We start from the raw sequence: 22,493 nt of genomic DNA on the forward strand, positions 1-22,493 counted from the left end.
CCTCCTAATATTCATAGTAAACCAATCGGTTTGCATGCTATATGCTAATAACCAATCTTATTGTAATGAAATCACTTATGAATTGCAATAATTTAGTAACAAATATAGGGAATAAAAAGGCATGCGTACGCACGCCTTTCTGCCAATGCACGACTTTCTGATCGCATAACGGTCAATTCCAGATGATGTTGCCGCTGTTCATTTCTGACGGTTCCATCACGCACATTCATGGTGATACAAACACGACACATTCGCGTATCATTCCATGTTCTTGTGTATCATTGTGTCATCGCGTATCATCACATATCATTGCGGTTCATTGTAGAAGGGAAGCTGCGGCATAATCTCATCTCGAAAATAGGCATCCTTGTACGTAAAATAATCATCGGAGCGAACCGCATTGGTATCATTGAGAAGCTTGACGGCTTCCGTCACGTTATGCCAGCCAAGGGTCTCGGCATTGCCCGAATCGATCATCGCTTCCAGCACGGCGGTCAGATCCTGCGGTGTATAGTTGGCGAAGATCCGATGTTCCAACATCGCTTGTGCGACGATGCTGTTCTGAATGTTAAAGGGCAGCTCGGACCAAGCGGCGAGTTCCATCTCGATATCATGCAGCCTGTCTGCGCCTTGAAGTTCCTCTTCAGTAATGGATTGATGCCATTTGACGATGGCCTCATAGAACTGAGCTTGCGCAGTTAATGCATAGCCGACGGCATCAGCGATGAACGGATCATCCAGGAACTCTTGGACGGCATGGCGCACCGGTCCGCTGTAGTTGCTTAGCCGCGCGTCCGCCTCCTGGAACAGCCGCAGGCTGCGCAGATAATTGGTCTGTGCATGCTGGAGAAGCGGCGACTTCTCCGGAATTGTCATCGTTTCGATCGAGTGATAGACCTCTGCTGCGGTGCTGCTCATCTTCTTAATGGCTGCTCGTGCATCGGTTTCCTGACCCGTATGTATATCCATCATCGTCTTCGTCCATGAGGTTTGAAATGTGCGGAATGGATAATATACGTTATAATAGAAAGAAACGAGATGCTGCTGGTGATACGCCGTTTGCTCATCATCAAATGCCGACGTGTGCAATTGATATTTAAGCAGCGGCTCATATTTCTGCTCTGCTTGGGTCTTGCCGACATGCACTCCATAGAAGAAGGCGACGATCATGCAGAAGACCAGGAACACAACTAATAATGCGATTAAATAGTCCGTAATCGTCAACCGTTTCCCCATGTGTTTCCTCCTTAATATTCATGTTCAGTATTAGGGATTGCCGAGGAGAATGAAAGGAAATGCCGCATTCTCTCTATAATATGTTTATCGGCAGGGGGAGCGGATTTCAACAGTCTTATGTCGTAACTTGTCAAATATTCATATCTATGTAATATCAGATAATGGACAGCGTTTATCTACATGTGTCTTTAACATCTGATAGTAGACGGTTTTTATCTACCATAACAGATCCGAATTGATCGATAATCGGGGGAACGCCAATATGATGAGAAAGGAACACAATGATATCGAACTTGTCCAGCAGTTGCAGGAGGAGACAGCGGTGGATGTGAACGCGCTGCCGCCGCGCATCATCAAACATGCCAGCAAGCGATCGAAGATGGCGCGTTATTACTCGATCGCCCTGCTGTGGTTGTTCATCCTGCTGACAGCAGCACTTATCATGTGGGGTTATCGCATGCATTAATAACCCCACATCATGCCCTTCCTCTATCACACACCCGTTTCTTCTACTGCTGCTTCTTCCGTTTCGATCTGAATCTCGAACGGATCGACGAATCCATAGCCTTCCTCGGTTAACCTTGTCAACAATTCATCCAAAGCCTCCACCGTCCAAGGCAGTTCATGCATGAGGATGTTGCTGCCCGGGCGAAGCTGATCCAGCACGTTCTGCACGACGGATTCAGGCGTTTGGTGATTGCGGTCCCAATCCAGCGAACCATTCGACCATGTCATGAACAACATGCCCTGTTCCTTCACATACGCCCGCAGGAATTCGTTGGAACTGCCGTGGGGCGGACGGAAGAAGAGGGGCTTAACGCCGATCGTCTCCTCTACGATCTTCTGTACATCATCCACTTGCTGGCGGATGACTTCATCGGTTTGTTTCCTAAGGGCTATGTGATCCCAAGAGTGATTCCCTATTGCATGGCCCGCATCATGGATCATCTGCAGCAATTCCGGGTTACTCTGCACCCGGAAGCCGTTCACGAAGAAGATGGCCTTAGCCTCGTGTTTCTCAAGGGTTTCCAGCATCGACTGGATCATCTCGAGATCCTTCGGCCCATCATCGAAGGTAAGCAGGACCACGCGGTCATCGGTTTCTTCATCGAGCGGTTTGATATCATAGATCTTATTCATATAGTACCGCTTGACAGGTTCCTCCTGAGCGGATTTTTCAACCGGCTGTTCCCCCGTTTCCGATTCTTCAGCACCTTCCATGTCAGCGTCCTCATCGGCAGGCTGATCTGCAGGTGTTTCTACTGTGGTTTCTTGATTGCCCGCGCTGGACTCTTCATGAAGTACATCATGAACATTCTCCGTTCCCCGAACGCAACCTGCTGACAATGCTGCGATTAATGCGATTAAGAAAATGGCTAATATGACTTTGCGCATGCTGCAGACTCCTTTTCGTCATTTTTCGTTCATTTTCGTCTATTGTAACACAGTTTGTACTGCCTTGGCTCCTGCCGCTAAGTTATGGTTTTGGTTTCCTGTATTTATCATGCATGTGAACTTTCACGCCAGAGAAAAATATACGATGTACAACCATATGAAGGGATGATGATCATGCGTGGCAGTTTTCTTATGGGAGCTCTGGTTGGGGCTGCGGCGGCAACCTTTCTCATATCGCGCAAAGATAACGTGAACATGGCGCGCATGGGTACGATGGTGACAAGTGCCATTGGTGATGGCTTTAAATTAATCACCAGCACCAGCCAGTCGCAGCCGGCAACATCGGCTTCAGCGAACGGATCGGCGAACAAGCAGAACCCATCCGGCCAATCCAAAGCCAAGGACAAGCAAGCATCGATGGCGCAGCTGGAGCAGATGATCGCAAGCGATGCAGAAGTAAAGAAAGAAGTGGACAAGATCTTATCGAAGAATACGCACTAGAATCAGCACTAGAATCAGGTTTTCTTCATACGAATAAGGTTATCCGCGTCAGCGTTTGCTTGCAGCGGATAACCTTATTTATTTTGGAGCTAATAAAACGTGCATTTGTTGACGTAAAATGATAACATATGATAAAGATTATGATACAAGCCGTGCATAATATCACGATTTGTTCACCTGCGGCTCATCGGTATCATATTTTATTATTATTCAGAGGGCATGAAGGAGGATCCTGTCATGAAAATGGAACGATTGAGTCACGATAAGATACGGATTTTCCTTACTTTCGACGACCTGAGCGAACGCGGTATTCAGAAGGAAGACATGTGGCAAGAGATCCCGAAAGTTCACGAACTCTTCAAAGAAATGATGGAACAAGCATATAACGAACTAGGCTTCGATGTAACGGGCCCTCTGGCGGTAGAGGTGTTCGCCTTGCCTGCACAGGGTATGGTCGTGATCGTGACGAAAGGAACCTCTTCGATGTTCGACGATGAAGAGGATGACATATACGAACTCGAGGTAACCTTAGAACAAAGCGACCTGATCTCCTATGCGTTCTCGGACTTTGAACACGTAATTCAAGCAGCCAAAGCCGTTCGCCGATTCGTCGATGGAGGAGTACTCTATCATTACCAGTCTCGATATGTGCTCGTGATCGATCCCGAATCTATCGATGACGGCGATCTGCAGCTGATTATCGCGCTCTTGTCGGAGTATGGTGAGGCAACCTCCGTGACCGAAGCGGTGCTCGGCGAATACGGGAAGATCGTTATAGAAGATCAGGCCGTGGAGGTTTTATGCCGTCATTTCTAATCGACCTGTGTGTGTGGACATCCCCGCATGATCCCGGCTGCAAGGGGATGTCCATGCTGTGCGTCCTTTGTTAGGAGGAGCGGCTGTGTGGGTCTCATTGATCGTAGCTGCCGTAACCCCGGGATTTTCGTTGTTGACTTATTTTTATCTCAAGGATCGATACGATGCTGAACCCGTTCGCAATGTGGCGCGTTTCTTTGTGATCGGGTTATTGTTGGTTTTCCCTACGATGTTTATCCAGCGCGGATTGGTTCTGTGGCTTGGAGAGTCTCCCTTTGTTTTTTCCTTTGTGATCTCAGGCGGCGTCGAGGAGTTTGTCAAATGGTTCATTATCTTCTTCATAGCCTTCAATCAGACATTTTTCAATGAACCATACGACGGCGTGGTGTACACTGTGGCCGTGTCCTTGGGATTCGCCACTTTGGAGAATGTGCTGTATGCCATCGTGCTTCAGACTGATCCGATGAGCTTGCTCGTGCGTGCGCTGCTCCCAGTATCCGGACATGCGCTTTTCGGAGTGATCATGGGTTTCTGCTTTGGCAAAGCCAAGTTTTCGGACAAGCCCGGATATCTTCGCAAATCCCTTCTTTGGCCGATCGTTGCACACGGCATCTTCGATTTTATCCAAATGGCTTTTCCATCCTCTTGGACATGGACAATCGTACCCTTCGTCGCTCTTCTGTGGATCTGCAGTATGATCCTCGTTCGCAAGTCACTCGAAAAGTCGCCGTTTCGCTATGTCTTCCGTGATGATATGATTAACATCACGGGGAATGGTCAATAATGTTAGGCATCATCAGCAAGAAGGAGGGTGGATGGTGAAAAGCGAGAGAGTAAAGGTCATCATCCATTGCAAGCGGTGCGGAGAGAAATTCACGCTTCGCGGCCGCAGAGTACAAGACAAGATCGAAACAGGCTTTAAGCAATGCATCTGCAGCAATGATCAGGATTTCGAAATGATAACCGTAGATATATAATGCATAATGCCCCTTTCCTCTACGAACAATAGGGAAGACAATGTTCGTTTGAGGAAAGGGGCTTATGTATGTACAGACGGCTTAGTATGGTGTTGTTTCCGATTCTACTGATCGCACTTGTCGGCGTCGGTGTGTGGGGTTACCGGGAAAATCAGCAGAAGAATGCGATTCTGATCAAAGCGGAAAACCAATACCAGCGTGCTTTTAATAATCTTGCCTTTCAGATGGAGGAATTAAATAAACAGTTGGGCAACGCTCTTGCCGTCGGCGCCAATTCATCCTTGTTCCACCGCAAATGCTTGGTGAATGTCTGGCGAATCACAAGCGAAGCGCAAAGCGAGATCAATCAACTGCCGCTGAGCTTGCTGCCTTTCAGCAAGACGGAGGAGTTCCTGGCGAAGATCAGCAGATTCTCCTATCACACGGCAGTGCGCGATCTTACCAAGGAACCGCTCAGCGAGCAAGAGGTGCAAGTTTTGCAAACCCTATACGAGCAATCCAAAGAGCTCTCCTCAGAACTTCGCAGGATGCAATCGCAAGCCCTCGCTCAGAACATCCGCTGGATGGACGTGGAAGTGGAGTTGGCCTCGCAGAATATGCCGGGGGATCATTCGATCATCGACGGCTTCCGCACCGTCGACAAGAAGGTGACGGAATATTCTGATGTCGACTTCGGCCCTTCGGGAATGAACATTTTCCAAGCGCGAGGCGCCCGCAAGATGGACGGCCCGCCGATTGATCAGAATAAGGCGCGTGAGATCGCCTTTGCCTTCCTGCAATTGCCGGAGGATCTCAAGGTTCAGGTGGTTGAGAACGGCAAGGGGACAGAGTTTGAATCCTACAGCGTCACCGTCGTCGATGAACAGGAAGACGGCGCGCGGCTGAATATCGATATTGCGAAGCGCGGCGGGAAAGTGTTGTATTTTATGAATCACCGCGATGTGCAGGAAAGCCAGCTGTCCGTGGAAGAAGCGACGAGACAAGCGCAGCGGTTCCTTGAAGAACATGATTATGGGAATCTGCAGGCGGTCAGCTACGATACGTATAATAACACCGCGGCGATTACCTTTGCCGAAGTGATTCAAGATGTGATCATCTATCCGAGGAAATTAGTCGTACAAGTCGCTCTGGATAACGGCGAGATCACGGGGCTTTCGGCTACAGATTATGTATTGACCGGTGAAGACAGGAACATCACTCCGCCGGCAATGTCGATGGAAGAAGCGCGCACGATCTTGAACCGCAATTTCGAGGTTCTCGCTCACAACCTGGCGCTGATCGAGAACGATCTGAATGAAGAAGTGATCTGCCATGAGTTTACAGGCAAGATCAACGGCGGCATCTACCGGATCTATATCAATGGGATGACGGGGATGGAAGAAAAAATCGAACATATCCAGGCAGCGGACCAAGCGGCGCAAGGGGTTTAATGTCCGGGCTCCCGATCACCCTCTTTACCTGTGAATTCGTTTTGGTATACACTTAAACAACAGGAGTGTATGCATAAGGAGTGATCGGGAGTTTGTTGCCTGCTATCGGACAGATGATTACACTGCAAGTGATCTCGGCGGATGAACGCGAAGCCAGCCTGACCTTCAAATCGCGTCTGGCTGATGAAGATGAACAGTCGTTATGGATTGAGGCTCCCTTTGATAATCAAGGACAGCTCAAACAACTTTATAAAGGCAACGCCCTTTCCATTTCATATGTTACATCCGGTGTGAAGTTTTACTTCAGCACGCATGTAACCGCCGAGCGCAAGGAGAATGGAATCATCTTATTCGCCATTGAGAAGCCCGCACAGGATGACATCACCAAGGTGCAGCGGCGTGCTTTCCTCCGCGTCAAAGCTCAGCTTGAAGTCGCTGCCACCCTGGCGGGCAACCGAAGATTGCTTGCGGTAACGGAGGATATCAGCGGAGGCGGCCTGTCAATGATCGCGGACCGCGACATCGGGCTGCGTGCGGGGGACCCCTTGGAATGCTGGGTATTGCTTCCTTTCCGCAATGGTAAGATTGAACATATCCCGCTTAAAGGAACGGTCGTGCGTTCAGAGAACAGGGATCAGGGGCCGTTTATCACCATTAAGTATACTCAGATCTCCGAGGCAGACCGCCAGAAGATCGTCCAGTATTGCTTTGACCGCCAGCTTGAACTGCGGAAAACTTGATGGCTGATCTTAACTCAATGACCGACTGAAAGAATATACGGATGAAGCGGTGGGGGGCCGAAGGATGGAAGCTCAAGATCGAACCGTTAGATCTGTATCGCGTTCCGAGTACCGAACGGCTGTGATCCGGCTGTTGGATCGGACGGAGCGCTGGCTCATGAAGCTGATCTGCCTGCTGGCCATTCTGCTGCTCATCCTGCAGTTCTTGCTGCGAATGGAGCCGATCCGCTATTGGTTATCAGAGACTGACAGGCTTGAGGGATACGCCCCCACCCGCTTACATAACAGCTTGAACGCCCCGCCGGAAACGTGAACGAAAGCGCCGATCCTTTGCATGACGGTAACAGGTGTGTTATAATTCATCATGCAAGCAGGCAAGCCCTGCATTTTTTGTACATAAGATGGCGCTGCAACATTAAAGTGCTAAAGTACATAGCAGAATTACCGGCATGTGGGAGGCACTCTAGTTGGGTTATACGGCGAAGATCAACGTAGCAATCGATGGACCAGCAGGGGCCGGCAAGAGCACCGTTGCTCGGCAAGTCGCTGCACAGCTTGGATATCTCTATATCGATACGGGGGCTATGTACCGAGCCGTGGCTTTGGCGGTGATGCGGCGCAAGCTGCCGCTCAGCGATGAGGAAGCTGTCGCTCGCTTGGCGGAAGGGCTGCAGATCGAACTGCGGCCAGGCAGTGAAGGCCAGCAGGTGCTGCTGGACGGCGAAGATGTGAGCCGCGCGATTCGTACCCCGGAGGTTACGAAGCGGGTGCCGCAAGTGGCGGCCATCGAAGCGGTTCGCCGCGTGCTTGTAAACCTGCAGCAGAAGATGGCTGCCGGCAAGGGCGTTGTGATGGACGGCCGGGACATCGGCACCCATGTCATCCCGAATGCCGAGGTGAAGATCTTCCTCACAGCAAGTGTGGAAGAACGAGCCAGGAGACGCTATGAAGAATTGAAGCGTACCAACGCACATCTGACCTATGAACAGCTGTTGCACGACATCGCGGAACGCGACCGTCAGGATCGCGAACGCTTAACTGCGCCCCTGGTACAAGCACCGGATGCCGTGCTTCTGGATAGTACGGGACTGACCATCGCTCAGGTTGTAGAGCGAATCGTACAGATCTGTCGACGGGTATTGGATGAAGGGGAATCATATGGATAAGCCTAATTTGTTCTATCGGATCAGCAGAATGATCGTCCGTTTCATATACTGGATATTGTTCCGAATCGAAGTGATCGGTGCCGAACATATACCGAAGTCCGGCGGAGTGATGATCTGTTCGAATCATAAGAGTTATTGGGATCCGACGACATTAGGGGTGGGGATCGAGAGACCGATCCGCTTCATGGCGAAGTCCGAGCTTTTTAAGGTTCCTGTGCTCAATTGGATCATTCGCGCTTTGGGCGCTTTCCCGGTAAAACGCGGCCGTGTGAGCAAAGATGCGGTGCGGCAGTCGATCCGTACGATGCAGAGCGGGAAATTGATCGGCATCTTCCCGGAGGGGACGAGGAACAAGGATGAGCTGGGCTTGGCGAAGCGAGGAGCGGCGATGATGGCGATCCGCGCCGATGCCGTGGTCATACCCGCAGCGATCATCGGTGACTACCGCTGGTTTCGGAAGATGAAAGTAGTCTACGGCGAGCCGATCCGTGCCTCGGAGTACGGAATCGAGCGGGAAGCGGAGCTGACCGAGGAGATCATGTCCCGCATCAGACAGTTAATTACTGAACATCAGTAATCTGGGAGTTCCGTATGGATTGCTATTATTCGAATCATACTAACGAAACGCACGATGTTCATCATTATGCTGGTAAACGATTCGTAACACACACGAATTGTTTTCATACAATATAGATTGTTTGGATAGTAAGTGAGGAGGCTACGTCATGTCAAACGAAATCAAAGATCAGATCATGCAACAGCAAGTGGAAGAGGTACAGGAGCAACCAGCTGCTGATGTTCAGCAAGAAGTGGATCAAGCTCAGCTGGATCCGGGCATTACAGTTAAAACCGGCGATATCGTCGAAGGGAAAGTAGTCAAAATCGAAGACACCCAAGTCTTCGTTGATATTGGCTATAAATATGACGGCATTATCCCGATCCGTGAATTATCCGCCCTTCATATCGACAATGCCGCTGACGCCGTTGAATTGGAGCAAACAGTTCAAGTTAAGGTGATCAGCATCAACGACGATAAGGAGCAGATGATCCTGTCCAAGCGGGCAGTGGACAGCGAGCGTGCTTGGGAAGATCTGCAGGCGAAGTTCGACAGCCAAGAGATCTTCGAAGTCACCGTTGCTGATGTCGTCAAAGGCGGTCTGGTTGTAGACCTCGGCGTGCGAGCTTTCGTGCCGGCTTCGATGGTGGAGCGCCACTATGTAGAGGACTTCTCCGATTATAAGGGCAAGACGCTCCGCGTTCGCATCAAGGAGTTTGACCGCGAGGCGGGCAAGGTCATCCTGTCGCAAAGAGACGTGCTCGAAGAGGAATACGAGCAGCATAAGAAGCAGGTACTGGCTTCCTTAAAGGAAGGCGAGATCATCGAGGGTACCGTACAACGCCTCACGAACTTCGGCGCTTTCGTCGATGTTGGCGGCATAGACGGACTTGTTCATATCTCTGAGATGGACCATAAGCACGTTGAGCATCCTTCTGAGGTTGTCAGCGAAGGAGACCAAGTCAAAGTCAAAGTGCTGAAGGTAGATCCGGAGACGCAGAAGATCAGCTTGAGCATCAAGGCAACGAAGCCGGGCCCTTGGGAATTGGCAGGCGAGCAATTCAAGATCGGTGATATCGTCACTGGTACGGTGCGCAGACTTGTCAGCTTTGGTGCATTTGTTGAAGTTGCGCCGGCTGTAGAAGGTCTCGTGCATATCTCGCAGATTGCCCATCGCCATATCGGCACGCCGCATGAAGTGCTGGAGGAAGGGCAAGAGGTGAAAGTGAAGATCCTGGATATGAACATCGCGGAGAAGCGCATCAGCCTGAGCATCAAGGAAACCGAAGAAGCGCCTGCTTCTGCCAAACAGGATCGCGGTTCCCGCTATGCGAAGGAGCTCAACAACGAGCACGTATCGCTGAACAATCAAGGACTGACTCTGACGCTAGGCGAGCGTTTCGGAGACCAACTGAAGAAGCTGAAATAATCCTCACATATCGAAGAGATGGTGTCTTGCCATCTCTTCTTTTGTTGACTGCGCCGGCTTGCATACGAACATTACCGTCCTCTCATACTATGTTAGATCATGTATAAACAACAGGTGAAAAGGCAATGAATGACGGATATTGGTCTTATATCTTGTTGGTCGTTATGACCGTCTTGCTTAGCAGCGGCTGGCGCAGCAGTGTGGTCAAGGGGATCACTTCCCTGGAGGTATTATCCTTCATCGCTGTCTGGTACATCGGCTTGTTTTCAGCAATTCCCTTAGGCAGCACGGTCAGCGTACAGGGAATCTATCTTGCGCTTTTGCTTACCCTTGTTCGTTTTATGCTTAAGGAGCCGATTGCTACTGTCAGCTATTTTATCATCACAGGCTGCCTTTTGGGTTTGATCGTTTTTTTCGTTCAGGAAATGTATAGACTGGATCCCATACTCATCGTCTTCCAGAAGGAAATCGATGCTGCACTGATCATCGGCGTCTTAGCGTGGCTGGTCACACGCCAAGCCTTGCCGCAGGCCGCTGTGCTGAGCTTGGCTTATATCATCCAGGATGTGTTGCCGCTTCTCAGCAAGCCTTCGGATCAGATGCTGTATCTAGGAGATGCAGTGCTGCAGGATGGATGGTGGATTTCTTATGTATGTGCAAGAGTCTTGACGTTGACCGGTGAATCCATCGTCTGGATGCTGCAGTTCGTTCAGCGAAGGCTGCCGCGGCGGCTCAAAGGGATTCGAAAATGACCAACTAAAACGAAGATAGAAGTCTTAAGAATTTATCATCGTGCAATAGCCAATGACGGTTATTTTTGCTATGATGAGTAACGGAGCATTGGAGGTGTATACATCATGGCAAGACCGGTTGTCGCAATCGTCGGCCGCCCGAACGTGGGCAAGTCGACGCTCTTCAATCGCATTATCGGTGAACGGCTTGCAATAGTTGAAGATAAACCGGGTGTTACACGGGACCGCATCTATGGAACGGCAGAGTGGAATGGTGTTCCGTTCAGTGTCATAGATACCGGAGGGATCGAGCTTGCAGATAATGATGAGATGCTGCAATCGATCAAAGCACAGGCACAGCTTGCCATCGATGAGGCAGACGGCATCATCTTCGTCGTCGATGGGAAGACGGGCCTCACTCCTTCGGATCAAGAAGTGGCTGAGCTTTTGTATCGATCGAACAAACCGATCGTGCTGGCGGTGAATAAGGTGGACAATCCGCAGCGGGAGGAAGCTGTTTACGAGTTCTATTCGCTGGGCTTCTCCGAAGTCATCGGCGTGTCGGGAGCCCATGGCACGGGTATCGGCGATCTCTTGGATGCCGCAGTAGCCATGCTGCCGCAAGGTGCTGATGAGGAGTACGACGAGGATGTGATCCGCATCGCGGTGATCGGCCGCCCGAACGTGGGCAAGTCCTCTCTCGTCAACGCCATCCTCGGTGAGGAGCGCGTGATCGTCAGCGATATCGCCGGTACGACGAGGGATGCGATTGATACGCCCTTCGAGCGGGACGGCAAGCGTTATGTGCTCATCGATACGGCGGGTATCCGCAAACGCGGCAAAATCTATGAAAACACGGAACGATATTCGGTGATGCGGGCGATGAAAGCGATCGAGCGGGCGGATGTTGCACTCGTCGTGATCAATGCCGAAGAAGGCATCGTTGAACAGGACAAACATATCGCGGGTTATGCTCATGAAGCGGGCAAGGCGGCGATCTTTGTGGTGAACAAATGGGATGCGCTGGAGAAAGACGATAAAACCATGCAACGATTTGAGCGCAAGATCCGTGAGGAGTTCTTATTCATGGAATACGCTCCGACGATCTACGTCTCTGCAAAAACGAAGCAGCGCTTGCACCGCATCTTGCCGCTGGTAGATCATGTGGCGGACCAGCATGCGATGCGTGTCGTCACGCATGTGTTGAACGATCTTATTAATGACGCCGTTGCGATGAATGCGCCGCCTTCTGACAAAGGGCGCAGGCTGCGTATCTATTATGCGACGCAGGTCAGCGTCAAACCGCCGACGTTCGTGCTTTTTGTGAATGATCCGGAATTGATGCACTTCTCATATGAACGCTATATTGAGAACAAACTTCGTGCGGCTTTCCAGTTTGAGGGGACACCCATCAGGATCATCACCCGCAGAAAATCCAGTTCTGAGCATTGAATTCGCTTGGGAGATGGTATCACTTGATAAATGGAATGGCCATAGCAATCTGTTATCTTATAGGTTCACTTTCGTTCAGCCTCATCGTAGGCAAGATTAAAGGAATCGATATCCGCAAGCACGGCAGCGGCAACGCCGGTGCGACCAACACGCTGCGGGTGCTCGGCATCGTGCCCGCGATCATCGTGTTCGTGCTGGATATGGGCAAAGGCATCGCTTCGGTCCTGATCGGATCCTGGTTATCGCAAGGAACCCTGTGGGTTACCGCAGCCTGCGGTCTGGCTGCGATCATCGGCCATAATTGGCCGGTGTTTTTCTCATTCCGCGGCGGCAAAGGCATCGCTACGACGATCGGCGTCACAGCGGTCCTCAGCTTCTACCCGGCGGCAATCGCCGGCGCGGTTGCGATCATCTCGATCTTCATCACGCGTTACGTATCCTTGGGTTCTCTGATCTTCACCACCCTCATGCCGATTATCGCTGTGATCATGGGAGCGGAGATCGAGATCATCATCGCTATGCTCTTGATCTGTGCCTTTGCTGTATATCGGCACCGATCGAATATTCGCCGACTGATTCGCGGTGAAGAGCATAAGATAGGAAGTAAGCGATAGGAGGGAAATGCGTTGTCTGAGAAAGTAACCGTGTTAGTGGCGGGAAGCTGGGGCACGGCGCTGGCCTTCGTGCTGGCTGAGAACGGACACAGGACGGTTCTGTGGACACGCAGTGAGCAGCAGGCTGCGGAGATCAATGAACAGCACACGAATCATAAATATCTGCCCGGCGTCAGGCTGCCCGATCATCTGAAGGCGACCTCCGATATGCAAGAAGCCCTGCAGGATGCATCGGCGGTGGTGATCGTCTCTCCTTCCGCCCATATGCGGGAGATCGTCCGAAAGGCAGCACCATACATAAGCACAGAGACCCTGGTCGTCCATGCGACGAAGGGGTTTGAGAAGGATACCTTAATGCGCATGTCGCAAGTCATCGCCGATGAGCTGCCGCATTATAACGCGGAGAAGATCTGTGTTCTGTCCGGACCGAGCCACGCCGAAGAAGTCAGCAATCGCTGCCCAACCACAGTTGTCGTGGCCTCGCAGGATGTGCAAGCGGCGGAGCGGGCACAGGATCTGTTCATCAACTCGTATTTCCGCGTGTACACGAATCCTGACCTGCTCGGCGTGGAGATCGGCGGTGCGCTGAAGAACATCATCGCCCTCGGAGCGGGTATGAGCGACGGCCTCGGCTTTGGCGACAATGCCAAAGCCGCACTGCTCACTCGCGGCTTAGCGGAAATCACCCGGCTGGGCATCGCCATGGAGGCGAATCCCCTGACCTTTGCCGGTCTGTCCGGCATCGGCGATCTCGTCGTTACCTGTACGAGCAAGCACAGCCGGAACTGGCGTGCCGGATATGAGATCGCCCGCGGCAAAAGCGCGGAGGCGGTCCTGCAGGAGATGGGCATGGTCGTAGAGGGCATCCAGACGACGAAGGCGGCATATCAGCTGTCCCAGGAGTACGGTGTGAGCATGCCGATTACTAGCGAACTTCACGCCGTATTGTTCTTAGGCAAATCGCCGAAGACCGCCGTTGAGGACCTGATGGGCCGCGGCAAGACCCATGAGATTGAGGAAATCGCCCGCGCCAGCACTATTAAATGGATGAAATAATGTGGATGATGCCTATACGAAACCTTCCTGCACGACATACGATAGAGTAAACGCTCGTGGGGAGGTTACCGTATGGTCAAGCGGAATGTGTCAAGCGATGTGCTGAAACTAGTGAATCAGAAAACGGGCAAGAAAATTTCGCCCACGGATGTGAAGAAACTCGCCGGCAAAGTCAATCAATCGACGATGAAAGATGAAGCCCAGCTTCGCAAGTTGATTAAGCAAGTGGGCGCGCTTGTGAACGTGAAAGTTTCCGAACAATTGACGAATGAGATCGTGCAAGCCGTCAAGAAGAGCGGAATGAATCCGAACAATCTTGAGCAGATGATCAAGATGATGTCGCGCAAATAACTAGACTGAACAGGATGAGCGGAGGGGCTGTCCAGGAAGTCAGCACTGACTGACTGCTGGGCGGCCCCTTTTCTAAATGGCTCCTCCCTGATCACACTATGGATTTCTGTTCCATAATGGGTTAAACTTAGACTGGCAGTTACATAACATCATATTACATGGGAGAGGAAGATTACAGCTATGCCGATCGATCCGATGACGAAGATGTGGATCTCCTTTGGTGCCATTGGTTTGCTGTTATTAGCTTCGGGAATCGTCTCTTTCGCCAGAGCGAAGACCCGGGGAATCCTGCGAGTGATCTTGACGATCGTTGCCGTGATCGCGCTTATATACGGCGTAATCCTGGGATATATCTCGATCTTCTGACGAGATGTCATATGATAGATGATCTGTTGTTGGCCTAGGGACATCCCATAGCATTCCTATCAATCCATACCTATCAATCAAAGACAATGCACGATTCGAGGAGGAACCATGCTGCGAATAAGATCCGGCTTCATCCTAATCGTCATCCTGATTGCGGCGATCGTGCTGACGGGCTGCGGCGGATCGCATCTGCGCGCTATAGCGCCGCCTGAGGAAACCGTGCCGGTCGTACAGACGGCTGTGAATGCCTATAGACATTACAACCATCAGCTCCCGGTGAAACAGCGCCGTGATGAGGCTTTGGGATATGAGCGGTATCCCGTTGATTTTCGCGAGCTGATCCACGCCAGACAGCTGGTGCAGGTTCCGTCCAATGCCTACGAACAAGGAGGCTCTTTCTATTATGTGCTCGTGCCGTCGGGGGAAGACTGGCTGGTCCGCTTAATCGAGATGAACCTATGGCAGGAAGTGACGGATATTCAAGTGAAGGCCGATGCCTACAGGAATCGAACTGGACGGCTGCCGGCGGAAGAGCCTGTACAGGAGGGGATCTATCGATTAGACGGCGAAGTGCTCGGACTGAAGTCAAATCAGGTGCCCAGCGTGTATTCCCCGCAGACGCTGCCGCTTATCATCACGGAAGAGGGCAGGGTGTATGTGGATTATGCGCCAGAGATTATGGTTCACATTCAGGCCCTCGGCGATGCCTTTGAGCCGGTGCTGGATCTGCGGGAGGTCCTCATTCAGCAATCCTATGTATTGCCGGTGTATTCCCTGCCCTATGTTTGGCAGGACGAACAACCGGTGATTTCCTTGCCGTGATGACCGAACGATGGAAGGAAGGTCTGCAGAGGAAGGTTTGCGGCGCCGTCTGTCGAAAGGGAGAGTGTCATAGCAACGCTTGTTAATATCATTGAAAACGCCTGACAAAGGGCGTTTTTTTGTTTTTGTTGGTAATAAGGAGAATAAATCGCAGCTTGCCGTCATATATTGGTCCAAGATTAGTGAAGTTGACGCCTTCTTAAAGGGCGTAAGACGCCTAAGGGTGCGGCTTGTGTCCACAAAAAGAAGGCATAATCGGTTATGGAGTACATATATTGTTACTAGTCCAATTGATAGTACGAGTTCTGTTACAGGGAGGAGATCTCATTGGAGAAAGTGGATATTTTTAAAGACATTGCAGAACGTACCGGCGGCGATATCTATCTTGGCGTGGTCGGGGCGGTTAGAACGGGCAAATCCACCTTTATCAAGCGCTTCATGGAAACTGTTGTCCTGCCTAATATCACCAATGAAGCGGATCGTCAGCGGGCGACGGATGAGCTGCCGCAAAGCGCCGCAGGGAAGACGATCATGACGACTGAGCCGAAGTTCGTGCCGAATCAAGCGGTGAAGATCACCGTGGCGGAAGGTTTGGAGGTCAATGTCCGGCTTGTCGATTGTGTCGGTTATGCCGTGAGCGGTGCCAAAGGGTATGAAGACGAGAACGGACCGCGCATGATCAACACGCCTTGGTTCGAAGATCCGATCCCGTTCCAAGAAGCTGCTGAGATTGGAACCCGCAAGGTCATTCAGGAGCACTCCACCTTAGGAGTGGTTGTCACAACGGATGGTTCGATCGCTGAGATTCCCCGTTCGGATTATGTTGAAGCAGAGGAAAAAGTCGTTGCCGAACTGAAGGAAGTCGGCAAGCCCTTTATCATGATCATCAACTCCACGAATCCGATGAGTGCCGAGTGCCGCTCCCTGCAGGAAGAACTGGCTGAGAAGTATGATATCCCGGTGATGGCGATGAGCGTTGCCGCTATGGGTGAAGCGGAGATGCTGAATGTCATGCGGGAAGTGCTGTTTGAATTCCCGGTGCATGAAGTGAACGTGAACCTGCCCAGCTGGGTGATGGTCCTGGATGAGAACCACTGGCTTCGCAAGAGCTTTGAGGAGTCGGTACGCGATACGGTGAAGGATATCCGAAGGCTCAGAGATGTCGACCGCGTCGTCAGCCAATTCACCGAATATGATTTTATCGAAAGCGCCGGACTGGCAGGCATGGATATGGGGCAAGGTGTGGCGGAGATCGATCTGTATGCGCCGGATGAACTGTATGACCGCATCTTGATGGAAGTCGTCGGCGTGGAGATCCGCGGCAAGGATCATCTGCTGCAATTGATGCAAGACTTCAGCCATGCCAAACGTGAGTATGATCAGATCGCTGAAGCATTGGAGATGGTCAAAAAAACCGGATACGGCATCGCCGCACCAAAGCTGTCGGAGATGTCCCTGTCCGAACCGGAACTCATCCGACAGGGATCTCGTTTCGGGGTTCGGCTGAAAGCAACTGCGCCGTCGATCCACATGATCCGCGTAGATGTCGATTCCGAATTTGCTCCGATTATCGGCACAGAGAAACAGAGCGAGGAGTTGGTTCGCTATCTTATGTCGGACTTTGAAGAGAATCCGACGAAGATTTGGGAGGCGGATATCTTCGGCAGATCGCTGTATTCCATCGTCCGCGAAGGAATTGCGGGCAAGATCGCGATGATGCCGGACAATGCTCGATACAAACTGCAAGAAACCCTGGGCCGCATTATCAATGAAGGTTCCGGCGGATTGATCGCGATTATCCTCTAATAACCTTATGATGCGATCATCAGCAGCTCACAGCAGCAAAAATCATGCAAAAAGTGCTCGGGAGAGCACTTTTTTTGTCGAATCGATAAGAAATAATGCTTGAAAATGCGGAACGCTTATATTACGATAGTTTTGGTTTGCTTGCGAGTTTATACGCTTTTAGAAGAGAGCATGTATAATTTGCGGTCATACTGGTTACACATCTACTAATAGGCGTATTACGGCTTGGGGGGAGGTGAGTGGAATGAACAAAACAGATCTCATCGCTAAAGTTGCTGAGAAGACGGATCTGTCGAAGAAGGATGCCACTAAAGCCGTAGATGCGGTTTTTGAATCGATCGCAGAAGCACTGCAGAATGGTGAAAAAGTCCAACTGGTTGGGTTCGGCAATTTCGAAGTTCGCGAGCGCTCTGCACGTAAGGGCAGAAATCCTCAAACCGGCGAGGAAATCGAAATCCCTGCAAGCAAGGTTCCAGCATTCAAACCTGGAAAAGCGCTTAAAGAAGGAATCAAATAAGATACATAGCTGCTTGCTTCATTAGAACATGGCAGCGAATGGCCGCAATGGAAGGGTTGTTGCGGCCGTTCGCATCAGCTATAGGCGGGGCAGCTGAACTCTTGACATTTCACCGGGAATGATATAAACTATGAACTAGACGTCGGGGTATGGCGCAGTCTGGTAGCGCGCACCCTTGGGGTGGGTGAGGTCACACGTTCAAATCGTGTTACTCCGACCATGAACAAGACATCGTCATGACGATGTCTTGTTCTCTTATTACGACATTTTTGATTGAGAACATTGAGTTTTCTCAAGTGTTCCGCCTGGAAGGAGGCGCCGTGAGTGGCAGACAACCTGACGCAGGGTGAATATTTTGTAATTAAGGCGAAGGATAACGGGGTGCAGGTCATCGGATTAACGCGCGGTCAGGATACGAGGTTTCACCATACGGAGAAATTGGACAAAGGCGAGGTCATGATCGCACAGTTTACCGACCATACTTCGGCAGTGAAGATCCGCGGCAAAGCGGCGATCTATACGAAGCTGGGTATCGTACATACGGATGAGTAACGGATTTCGTGAATAATGGTATTTGCGCAAGATGCAGGCATAGCCTGCTTTTTTTGTTTGTACAATGGTGTTAAGAGAAGTTCGCAGGAAGGTGATAGGATGAGGCGGCCGTTTCCCCTGTTGGCCTTGGGGTTTGCCTGCATGATCGCGCTGCTGCTGTCGGTGATTGCGAGCGGTTTTCCAAGGGTTCCGGGCGGTGATGAGGATACACAGGAAGTGGTTTCTGTTGTTTACGGCAATATATTAAACGATGAGAATCTGGTCCATTATATGGCGCGTCTGCCGCTTACTTTGGACATACTCCGGCTCGACTGGCGGGAACCGATCCTGTATGTGGATCTCTATATGACGGATCAGGGGCTGCCGCGCGAAGAGGTCTTCCATGATCTTCTCGAGGTAGGCCGGTTCGGTTTAGCCAATATGAAAAATGTCAGCCGCGTAATGATGCGGGTGTATGATGAGCGCGGAAAGCATGCTTCTCTGTTGTTGGCCGTCACCGCGGACCGCACGCAGGCGCTTAGACGATTGTCGTATGCAGAGGAGGAAGACGCAGCGCTGGAATCAGCTGAGCAGCTCGTTCGCGAGGTCTTCAAAGTGCAGAGCACGCGGCGATGGCAGGAATGGTACGGAGCGGAATGACCGAAGTCCGAAGGAATGCGCGACATTATGAAGGTTTGATGAAAATTTGTCGATATCGATGCGTCGAAAGCCGTGCTTGCGTGTGTATGATGTGTTATAATGACATAAATAATTGACGGTACGAAGATTGGCTACATAATAATTGGAGGAATTTGCAAGAATGAATGTTAACCGGGTGAAGAAACAGGCCGCTCAATACTTAAGCTTTGACATGATCCAACAACATACGGAACTTCCGTCATTCCCTGACTTTCAGGTGCAGTTATTATTGGCGTTCCTCCAACCTGACTTGCAGCGGGGTCGGCGCGATGAACTGTATTCGCTGGTACTCTCGCTTGTGCAGATCGGCCTGGATGCACATGACGAGGTCAGCGTGCGCAACGATGAAACTGAGATCGCAGAGATGCGATCCAAACAGATCAAGATCCTGGCCGGCGATTATTTGAGCGGGCGGTATTACGAGTTGTTAGCTGCTGCAGGTGAGATCGATGCGGTTCGCAGGATCGCTGAAGCGATCAGCGATGTCAATCAGATGAAGATCAGCTTATATCTGCGCAAGCAACAGCGTGATCTGTCTGGCGAGCAGTATCTTCAGCAGCTGCTGGCCATTCGAACGCGCTTGTTTTTGGCCTTCGAAGGCGATGTCCCGGAGGGGCAGCGGAAGATATGGCGTGATCTGTTGGCAGCAGGAACTAAGGCATTGATCCTAAAACAAGAGTGGCAGCACTTAACGGAGCTGAGCGGCGATTACGAAGGCTGGGCGGTATGGGAGCTGCTTAGCCTGGCGACCGAAGAGGACCGATCGAAAGTCCTGGCTGTTCTGGACGAGCCCGAAGCCCTTCGCGCCTGGTTCGAAACCCATCGGATCGTTGAGCGCTTGGAGGCAGAATGTGAACGGACAGAAGAGGAACTGCAGCAGTTGACGATGAATATGCGCTCAGAGCCGCTTTATGAAGAAGCGATCCTGCCCGTGATCGACGATCTGCGTCGGATCACATCGAGGCTGTATAATTGAGAGCAACGAACGCGGAACGTTCTGCTTGATGATTTGATGTTAACCGTACTGATGATGACAGCATGAATTGATGATGTAGACAGTACGAGATGCTGATGACTGCACAACTTGATAGTATTGAAAGCACGACTTGATGGACAAGATGATGGAACTGAGACGTTACATGACAGGGAGCTGGGGTGAGCTGATGGAAGCCAAAGCGAAGGAACAACATGTTCATGAAGTGTTTGAACGCATCGCACCGAAATATGATTTCATGAACGATTTGTTGAGCTTCCGGCGCCATAAGGCATGGCGCGCATTTGCGATGAAGAAGATGAACGTTCAGCCTGGGCAGACTGCCTTGGATCTGTGCTGCGGCACCTGTGATTGGACGATCGCCATTGCTGAACGGAACGGCGACGCATCTGTGACTGGTCTTGACTTCAGCGAACAGATGTTGAAAGTGGGCCGGCACAAAATCGAACGAAAAGGACTGCAGCATAAGATCGAACTGATTCAAGGCAATGCGATGGAACTGCCCTTTGCAGATGATACCTATGATTTTGTGACGATCGGCTTCGGTCTGCGCAACCTGCCGGATTACCACAAAGCCCTTCAGGAGATGTACAGAGTTGTCAAGCCCGGCGGGCGAGTTATATGCTTAGAGCTGTCCAAGCCGATCTGGCAGCCCTTCAAAGGGATGTATTATATTTATTTGAAAGGGATCCTCCCCCTCTTGGGTAAATTGTTCGCTAAGAGCTACCGACAATATAAGTGGCTGCCTGAATCCCTCGCCATGTTCCCCGACCATCTTGAATTGAAAGCGATCTTCCTAGAGGTCGGGTTTACACATGTTGAAGCATACCCGTTGACCGGCGGAATTGCCGCTCTGCACATCGGAGTTAAGTAACCGTATTGTCTTCTCAATGTATATGCGAACAGCAACGCTGCGCCCCGACGAATGTGTACACGATCAGGTCAGCGATCAGCAGGTGATCGGCAATCGTGCCGTAATATGATGACAGCAATGGAAAACAGGACCAGAAATAAAAAGAGATGAGAATACGGGAAAGAAAACTAAGAGCAGAGATGATAGTACGGGTATAAGGAACAGAAATGAGAAAAATGCCTGAGAATAACGGAATTCATTGTGTAAGAGTACTTTTTCCGAATTGATACGTAGGTGACATGATGAGGTTACTGGATATTTATAAGAAATTGCGGTCGGAAATTGCAGACATTGAGGCAGTGATGGAAGAAGCGGTTCGTTCCGAGCATACCTTGTTGACAGAAGCGTCTTTGCACCTTCTAAAGGCCGGGGGCAAACGAATTCGCCCCATCTTCGTCCTCTTGTCCGGCTCTTTTGGCAGCGGAGAGCGCGATCATCTGATTCAAATCGCTGCTTCCCTGGAACTCATACATATGGCTTCATTAGTGCATGATGATGTGATCGACGACGCAGCGACGCGGCGCGGTCAGCCTACCGTCAAGGCCAAATGGGACAACCGCGTGGCCATGTATACAGGGGATTACATATTTGCGAAAGCGCTCAACTTGGCCGCTGAGGTACCTAACCCGCGCATCCACCAGATCTTAAGCCGTGCCCTTGTTCAGATGAGCATCGGTGAGATCGAGCAGATCCGCCTGTTCTTCGAACCGAGCCAGACGATCCGTGATTACCTGCTTCGCATCAGGCGCAAGACTGCGCTGCTCATCGCTGTGAGCTGTCAGCTCGGCGCGATGGCCGCAGGGGCCGATCAACGCGCGAGCAATACCCTGTATCGATACGGGTACAATGTCGGCATGGCGTTTCAGATCACCGATGATCTGCTGGATATCAACGGAACCGAGAAGCAGTTGGGCAAACCGCCCGGCAGCGACGTGCGCCAGGGCAATATCACTTTGCCGGTTATCCTGGCGCTGCAGGAGGACTCCCTGCGCCATGAATTGTTACAAGAGCTGAAGAAAATTCAGCACAGCGAAGGCAGACAGGACACATCGCGTTTTATCGATATGATCCGCGCTTCCAAGGGATTGCAGAAGGCGGAGTCCATGGCCAAGCAGTATATCGATAAGGCGCTGCAGGCGATCCGCTCACTCCAGAAGACCCAGGCCAGCCAAGACCTGATGGCGATCGCATCTTTTATAGTGAATCGCAATTTCTAAGCGGAATCGACCATCAAGCGGAGAAATTCGATTATCAGAGAGATCAGCTCGATCGTAAGAAGAGCAGTTCGTTCGTCAAGCAGAACAAGTCTGATGATCAAAGCGGAAACTCGCTTGATGTTCTATACGCATGGATGAATAAGTATGCAAGATCGCATGCGAATACGCGTATACGGGT

Annotated in this window: 27 protein-coding genes and 1 tRNA gene; 26 read left to right on the forward strand and 2 right to left on the reverse strand. The window is 51.0% G+C overall.

The window, feature by feature from the left end; genetic code table 11:
- Positions 1-306: 306 nt before the first annotated feature.
- Positions 307-1,236 (reverse strand): hypothetical protein, encoded by a 930-nt coding sequence (locus tag PRECH8_RS00760; RefSeq protein WP_200965152.1) that lies wholly within the window; start codon positions 1,234-1,236, stop codon positions 307-309.
- 265 nt (positions 1,237-1,501) lie between these two features.
- On the opposite strand from PRECH8_RS00760, the gene PRECH8_RS00765 reads away from it, so the two are divergent.
- On the forward strand, positions 1,502-1,702 hold the full coding sequence (locus PRECH8_RS00765; RefSeq protein WP_200965153.1) for a hypothetical protein: 201 nt from the start codon (positions 1,502-1,504) through the stop codon (positions 1,700-1,702).
- A 26-nt stretch (positions 1,703-1,728) separates the two neighbouring features.
- Here the strand turns inward: PRECH8_RS00765 and PRECH8_RS00770 are convergent, their stop codons facing one another.
- Positions 1,729-2,631: a polysaccharide deacetylase family protein gene (locus tag PRECH8_RS00770; RefSeq protein ID WP_200965154.1), complete on the reverse strand. Its 903-nt coding sequence runs from the start codon at positions 2,629-2,631 to the stop codon at positions 1,729-1,731.
- Positions 2,632-2,823: 192 nt separating this feature from the next.
- On the opposite strand from PRECH8_RS00770, the gene PRECH8_RS00775 reads away from it, so the two are divergent.
- The 25 genes from PRECH8_RS00775 to PRECH8_RS00895 all read left to right on the forward strand — a co-directional run bounded on the left by PRECH8_RS00775 (position 2,824) and on the right by PRECH8_RS00895 (position 22,315).
- Positions 2,824-3,132, forward strand: a complete 309-nt coding sequence (locus tag PRECH8_RS00775) for a hypothetical protein (RefSeq protein WP_207161757.1) — start codon at positions 2,824-2,826, stop codon at positions 3,130-3,132.
- A gap of 237 nt (positions 3,133-3,369) precedes the next feature.
- Positions 3,370-3,948 (forward strand): genetic competence negative regulator, encoded by a 579-nt coding sequence (locus tag PRECH8_RS00780; protein WP_200965156.1) that lies wholly within the window; start codon positions 3,370-3,372, stop codon positions 3,946-3,948.
- Between the two features lie 85 nt (positions 3,949-4,033).
- On the forward strand, positions 4,034-4,732 hold the full coding sequence (gene prsW, locus PRECH8_RS00785; protein WP_200965157.1) for a glutamic-type intramembrane protease PrsW: 699 nt from the start codon (positions 4,034-4,036) through the stop codon (positions 4,730-4,732).
- Positions 4,733-4,766: 34 nt separating this feature from the next.
- Positions 4,767-4,925 (forward strand): hypothetical protein, encoded by a 159-nt coding sequence (locus tag PRECH8_RS00790; RefSeq protein ID WP_200965267.1) that lies wholly within the window; start codon positions 4,767-4,769, stop codon positions 4,923-4,925.
- A gap of 68 nt (positions 4,926-4,993) precedes the next feature.
- Positions 4,994-6,355, forward strand: a complete 1,362-nt coding sequence (gene ypeB / locus PRECH8_RS00795; RefSeq protein WP_200965158.1) for a germination protein YpeB — start codon at positions 4,994-4,996, stop codon at positions 6,353-6,355.
- Between the two features lie 92 nt (positions 6,356-6,447).
- A complete protein-coding gene (locus PRECH8_RS00800) occupies positions 6,448-7,095 on the forward strand; it encodes a flagellar brake protein (RefSeq protein ID WP_200965159.1) in 648 nt (215 codons plus the stop codon).
- A 64-nt stretch (positions 7,096-7,159) separates the two neighbouring features.
- Complete coding sequence (locus PRECH8_RS00805; RefSeq protein ID WP_200965160.1) at positions 7,160-7,408, forward strand: hypothetical protein; 249 nt, start codon at positions 7,160-7,162, stop codon at positions 7,406-7,408.
- 154 nt (positions 7,409-7,562) lie between these two features.
- Entirely contained in the window at positions 7,563-8,261 is a 699-nt protein-coding gene (gene cmk / locus PRECH8_RS00810; RefSeq protein WP_200965161.1) for a (d)CMP kinase, read from the forward strand.
- Complete coding sequence (locus tag PRECH8_RS00815; RefSeq protein ID WP_200965162.1) at positions 8,254-8,838, forward strand: lysophospholipid acyltransferase family protein; 585 nt, start codon at positions 8,254-8,256, stop codon at positions 8,836-8,838. Before cmk ends, PRECH8_RS00815 begins: the two co-directional genes overlap by 8 nt.
- Before the next feature lie 148 nt (positions 8,839-8,986).
- Complete coding sequence (gene rpsA, locus PRECH8_RS00820; protein ID WP_371871156.1) at positions 8,987-10,246, forward strand: 30S ribosomal protein S1; 1,260 nt, start codon at positions 8,987-8,989, stop codon at positions 10,244-10,246.
- Positions 10,247-10,371: 125 nt separating this feature from the next.
- Positions 10,372-10,998, forward strand: a complete 627-nt coding sequence (locus PRECH8_RS00825) for a hypothetical protein (protein ID WP_200965163.1) — start codon at positions 10,372-10,374, stop codon at positions 10,996-10,998.
- A 105-nt stretch (positions 10,999-11,103) separates the two neighbouring features.
- Complete coding sequence (gene der / locus PRECH8_RS00830) at positions 11,104-12,429, forward strand: ribosome biogenesis GTPase Der (RefSeq protein WP_200965164.1); 1,326 nt, start codon at positions 11,104-11,106, stop codon at positions 12,427-12,429.
- Between the two features lie 35 nt (positions 12,430-12,464).
- Positions 12,465-13,043 (forward strand): glycerol-3-phosphate 1-O-acyltransferase PlsY, encoded by a 579-nt coding sequence (gene plsY / locus PRECH8_RS00835; RefSeq protein WP_200965258.1) that lies wholly within the window; start codon positions 12,465-12,467, stop codon positions 13,041-13,043.
- Positions 13,044-13,055: 12 nt separating this feature from the next.
- On the forward strand, positions 13,056-14,099 hold the full coding sequence (locus tag PRECH8_RS00840; RefSeq protein WP_200965165.1) for an NAD(P)H-dependent glycerol-3-phosphate dehydrogenase: 1,044 nt from the start codon (positions 13,056-13,058) through the stop codon (positions 14,097-14,099).
- A 72-nt stretch (positions 14,100-14,171) separates the two neighbouring features.
- Positions 14,172-14,450, forward strand: a complete 279-nt coding sequence (locus tag PRECH8_RS00845) for a stage VI sporulation protein F (protein ID WP_200965166.1) — start codon at positions 14,172-14,174, stop codon at positions 14,448-14,450.
- Between the two features lie 180 nt (positions 14,451-14,630).
- Positions 14,631-14,816 carry a DUF2768 family protein gene (locus PRECH8_RS00850; RefSeq protein ID WP_308808398.1) on the forward strand — a complete coding sequence of 62 codons (186 nt, stop codon included), beginning with the start codon at positions 14,631-14,633 and terminating at the stop codon, positions 14,814-14,816.
- A 108-nt stretch (positions 14,817-14,924) separates the two neighbouring features.
- Positions 14,925-15,638: a YphF family lipoprotein gene (locus PRECH8_RS00855; RefSeq protein ID WP_200965167.1), complete on the forward strand. Its 714-nt coding sequence runs from the start codon at positions 14,925-14,927 to the stop codon at positions 15,636-15,638.
- Positions 15,639-15,965: 327 nt separating this feature from the next.
- Positions 15,966-17,444 carry a stage IV sporulation protein A gene (spoIVA, locus tag PRECH8_RS00860; protein ID WP_200965168.1) on the forward strand — a complete coding sequence of 493 codons (1,479 nt, stop codon included), beginning with the start codon at positions 15,966-15,968 and terminating at the stop codon, positions 17,442-17,444.
- A gap of 244 nt (positions 17,445-17,688) precedes the next feature.
- Positions 17,689-17,961: a non-specific DNA-binding protein Hbs gene (gene hbs, locus PRECH8_RS00865; protein WP_200965169.1), complete on the forward strand. Its 273-nt coding sequence runs from the start codon at positions 17,689-17,691 to the stop codon at positions 17,959-17,961.
- Positions 17,962-18,104: 143 nt separating this feature from the next.
- Positions 18,105-18,181: transfer RNA gene (locus PRECH8_RS00870), tRNA-Pro, on the forward strand.
- A gap of 104 nt (positions 18,182-18,285) precedes the next feature.
- The gene (mtrB, locus tag PRECH8_RS00875; protein ID WP_242457353.1) at positions 18,286-18,513 is read left to right on the forward strand and encodes a trp RNA-binding attenuation protein MtrB; all 228 of its coding nucleotides are present in this window, start codon (positions 18,286-18,288) and stop codon (positions 18,511-18,513) included.
- Between the two features lie 99 nt (positions 18,514-18,612).
- The gene (locus PRECH8_RS00880; RefSeq protein ID WP_200965170.1) at positions 18,613-19,152 is read left to right on the forward strand and encodes a hypothetical protein; all 540 of its coding nucleotides are present in this window, start codon (positions 18,613-18,615) and stop codon (positions 19,150-19,152) included.
- Positions 19,153-19,312: 160 nt separating this feature from the next.
- Positions 19,313-20,167 carry a heptaprenyl diphosphate synthase component 1 gene (locus PRECH8_RS00885; protein ID WP_200965171.1) on the forward strand — a complete coding sequence of 285 codons (855 nt, stop codon included), beginning with the start codon at positions 19,313-19,315 and terminating at the stop codon, positions 20,165-20,167.
- A gap of 142 nt (positions 20,168-20,309) precedes the next feature.
- Positions 20,310-21,059: a demethylmenaquinone methyltransferase gene (locus PRECH8_RS00890; RefSeq protein WP_276569079.1), complete on the forward strand. Its 750-nt coding sequence runs from the start codon at positions 20,310-20,312 to the stop codon at positions 21,057-21,059.
- A gap of 281 nt (positions 21,060-21,340) precedes the next feature.
- Complete coding sequence (locus PRECH8_RS00895) at positions 21,341-22,315, forward strand: polyprenyl synthetase family protein (RefSeq protein ID WP_200965172.1); 975 nt, start codon at positions 21,341-21,343, stop codon at positions 22,313-22,315.
- The last annotated feature ends 178 nt before the right edge of the window (positions 22,316-22,493 follow it).

The organism is Insulibacter thermoxylanivorax, from assembly GCF_015472005.1.
GTDB classification, from domain to species: domain Bacteria; phylum Bacillota; class Bacilli; order Paenibacillales; family DA-C8; genus Insulibacter; species Insulibacter thermoxylanivorax.

Bases quoted from the DNA above. Each gene is read 5' to 3' on its own strand.
- PRECH8_RS00895 (WP_200965172.1), top strand. From the start codon at position 21,341: ATGAGGTTACTGGATATTTATAAGAAATTGCGGTCGGAAATTGCAGAC.
- PRECH8_RS00890 (WP_276569079.1), top strand. From the start codon at position 20,310: ATGATGGAACTGAGACGTTACATGACAGGGAGCTGGGGTGAGCTGATG.
- der (WP_200965164.1), top strand. From the start codon at position 11,104: ATGGCAAGACCGGTTGTCGCAATCGTCGGCCGCCCGAACGTGGGCAAG.
- ypeB (WP_200965158.1), top strand. From the start codon at position 4,994: ATGTACAGACGGCTTAGTATGGTGTTGTTTCCGATTCTACTGATCGCA.
- PRECH8_RS00855 (WP_200965167.1), top strand. From the start codon at position 14,925: ATGCTGCGAATAAGATCCGGCTTCATCCTAATCGTCATCCTGATTGCG.
- PRECH8_RS00780 (WP_200965156.1), top strand. From the start codon at position 3,370: ATGAAAATGGAACGATTGAGTCACGATAAGATACGGATTTTCCTTACT.
- PRECH8_RS00885 (WP_200965171.1), top strand. From the start codon at position 19,313: ATGAATGTTAACCGGGTGAAGAAACAGGCCGCTCAATACTTAAGCTTT.
- PRECH8_RS00775 (WP_207161757.1), top strand. From the start codon at position 2,824: ATGGGAGCTCTGGTTGGGGCTGCGGCGGCAACCTTTCTCATATCGCGC.
- PRECH8_RS00845 (WP_200965166.1), top strand. From the start codon at position 14,172: ATGGTCAAGCGGAATGTGTCAAGCGATGTGCTGAAACTAGTGAATCAG.
- PRECH8_RS00760 (WP_200965152.1), bottom strand. From the start codon at position 1,236: ATGGGGAAACGGTTGACGATTACGGACTATTTAATCGCATTATTAGTT.
- PRECH8_RS00770 (WP_200965154.1), bottom strand. From the start codon at position 2,631: ATGCGCAAAGTCATATTAGCCATTTTCTTAATCGCATTAATCGCAGCA.
- PRECH8_RS00805 (WP_200965160.1), top strand. From the start codon at position 7,160: ATGGAAGCTCAAGATCGAACCGTTAGATCTGTATCGCGTTCCGAGTAC.
- PRECH8_RS00850 (WP_308808398.1), top strand. From the start codon at position 14,631: ATGCCGATCGATCCGATGACGAAGATGTGGATCTCCTTTGGTGCCATT.
- rpsA (WP_371871156.1), top strand. From the start codon at position 8,987: ATGTCAAACGAAATCAAAGATCAGATCATGCAACAGCAAGTGGAAGAG.
- hbs (WP_200965169.1), top strand. From the start codon at position 17,689: ATGAACAAAACAGATCTCATCGCTAAAGTTGCTGAGAAGACGGATCTG.
- PRECH8_RS00765 (WP_200965153.1), top strand. From the start codon at position 1,502: ATGAGAAAGGAACACAATGATATCGAACTTGTCCAGCAGTTGCAGGAG.
- PRECH8_RS00880 (WP_200965170.1), top strand. From the start codon at position 18,613: ATGAGGCGGCCGTTTCCCCTGTTGGCCTTGGGGTTTGCCTGCATGATC.
- plsY (WP_200965258.1), top strand. From the start codon at position 12,465: ATGGCCATAGCAATCTGTTATCTTATAGGTTCACTTTCGTTCAGCCTC.
- PRECH8_RS00825 (WP_200965163.1), top strand. From the start codon at position 10,372: ATGAATGACGGATATTGGTCTTATATCTTGTTGGTCGTTATGACCGTC.
- PRECH8_RS00815 (WP_200965162.1), top strand. From the start codon at position 8,254: ATGGATAAGCCTAATTTGTTCTATCGGATCAGCAGAATGATCGTCCGT.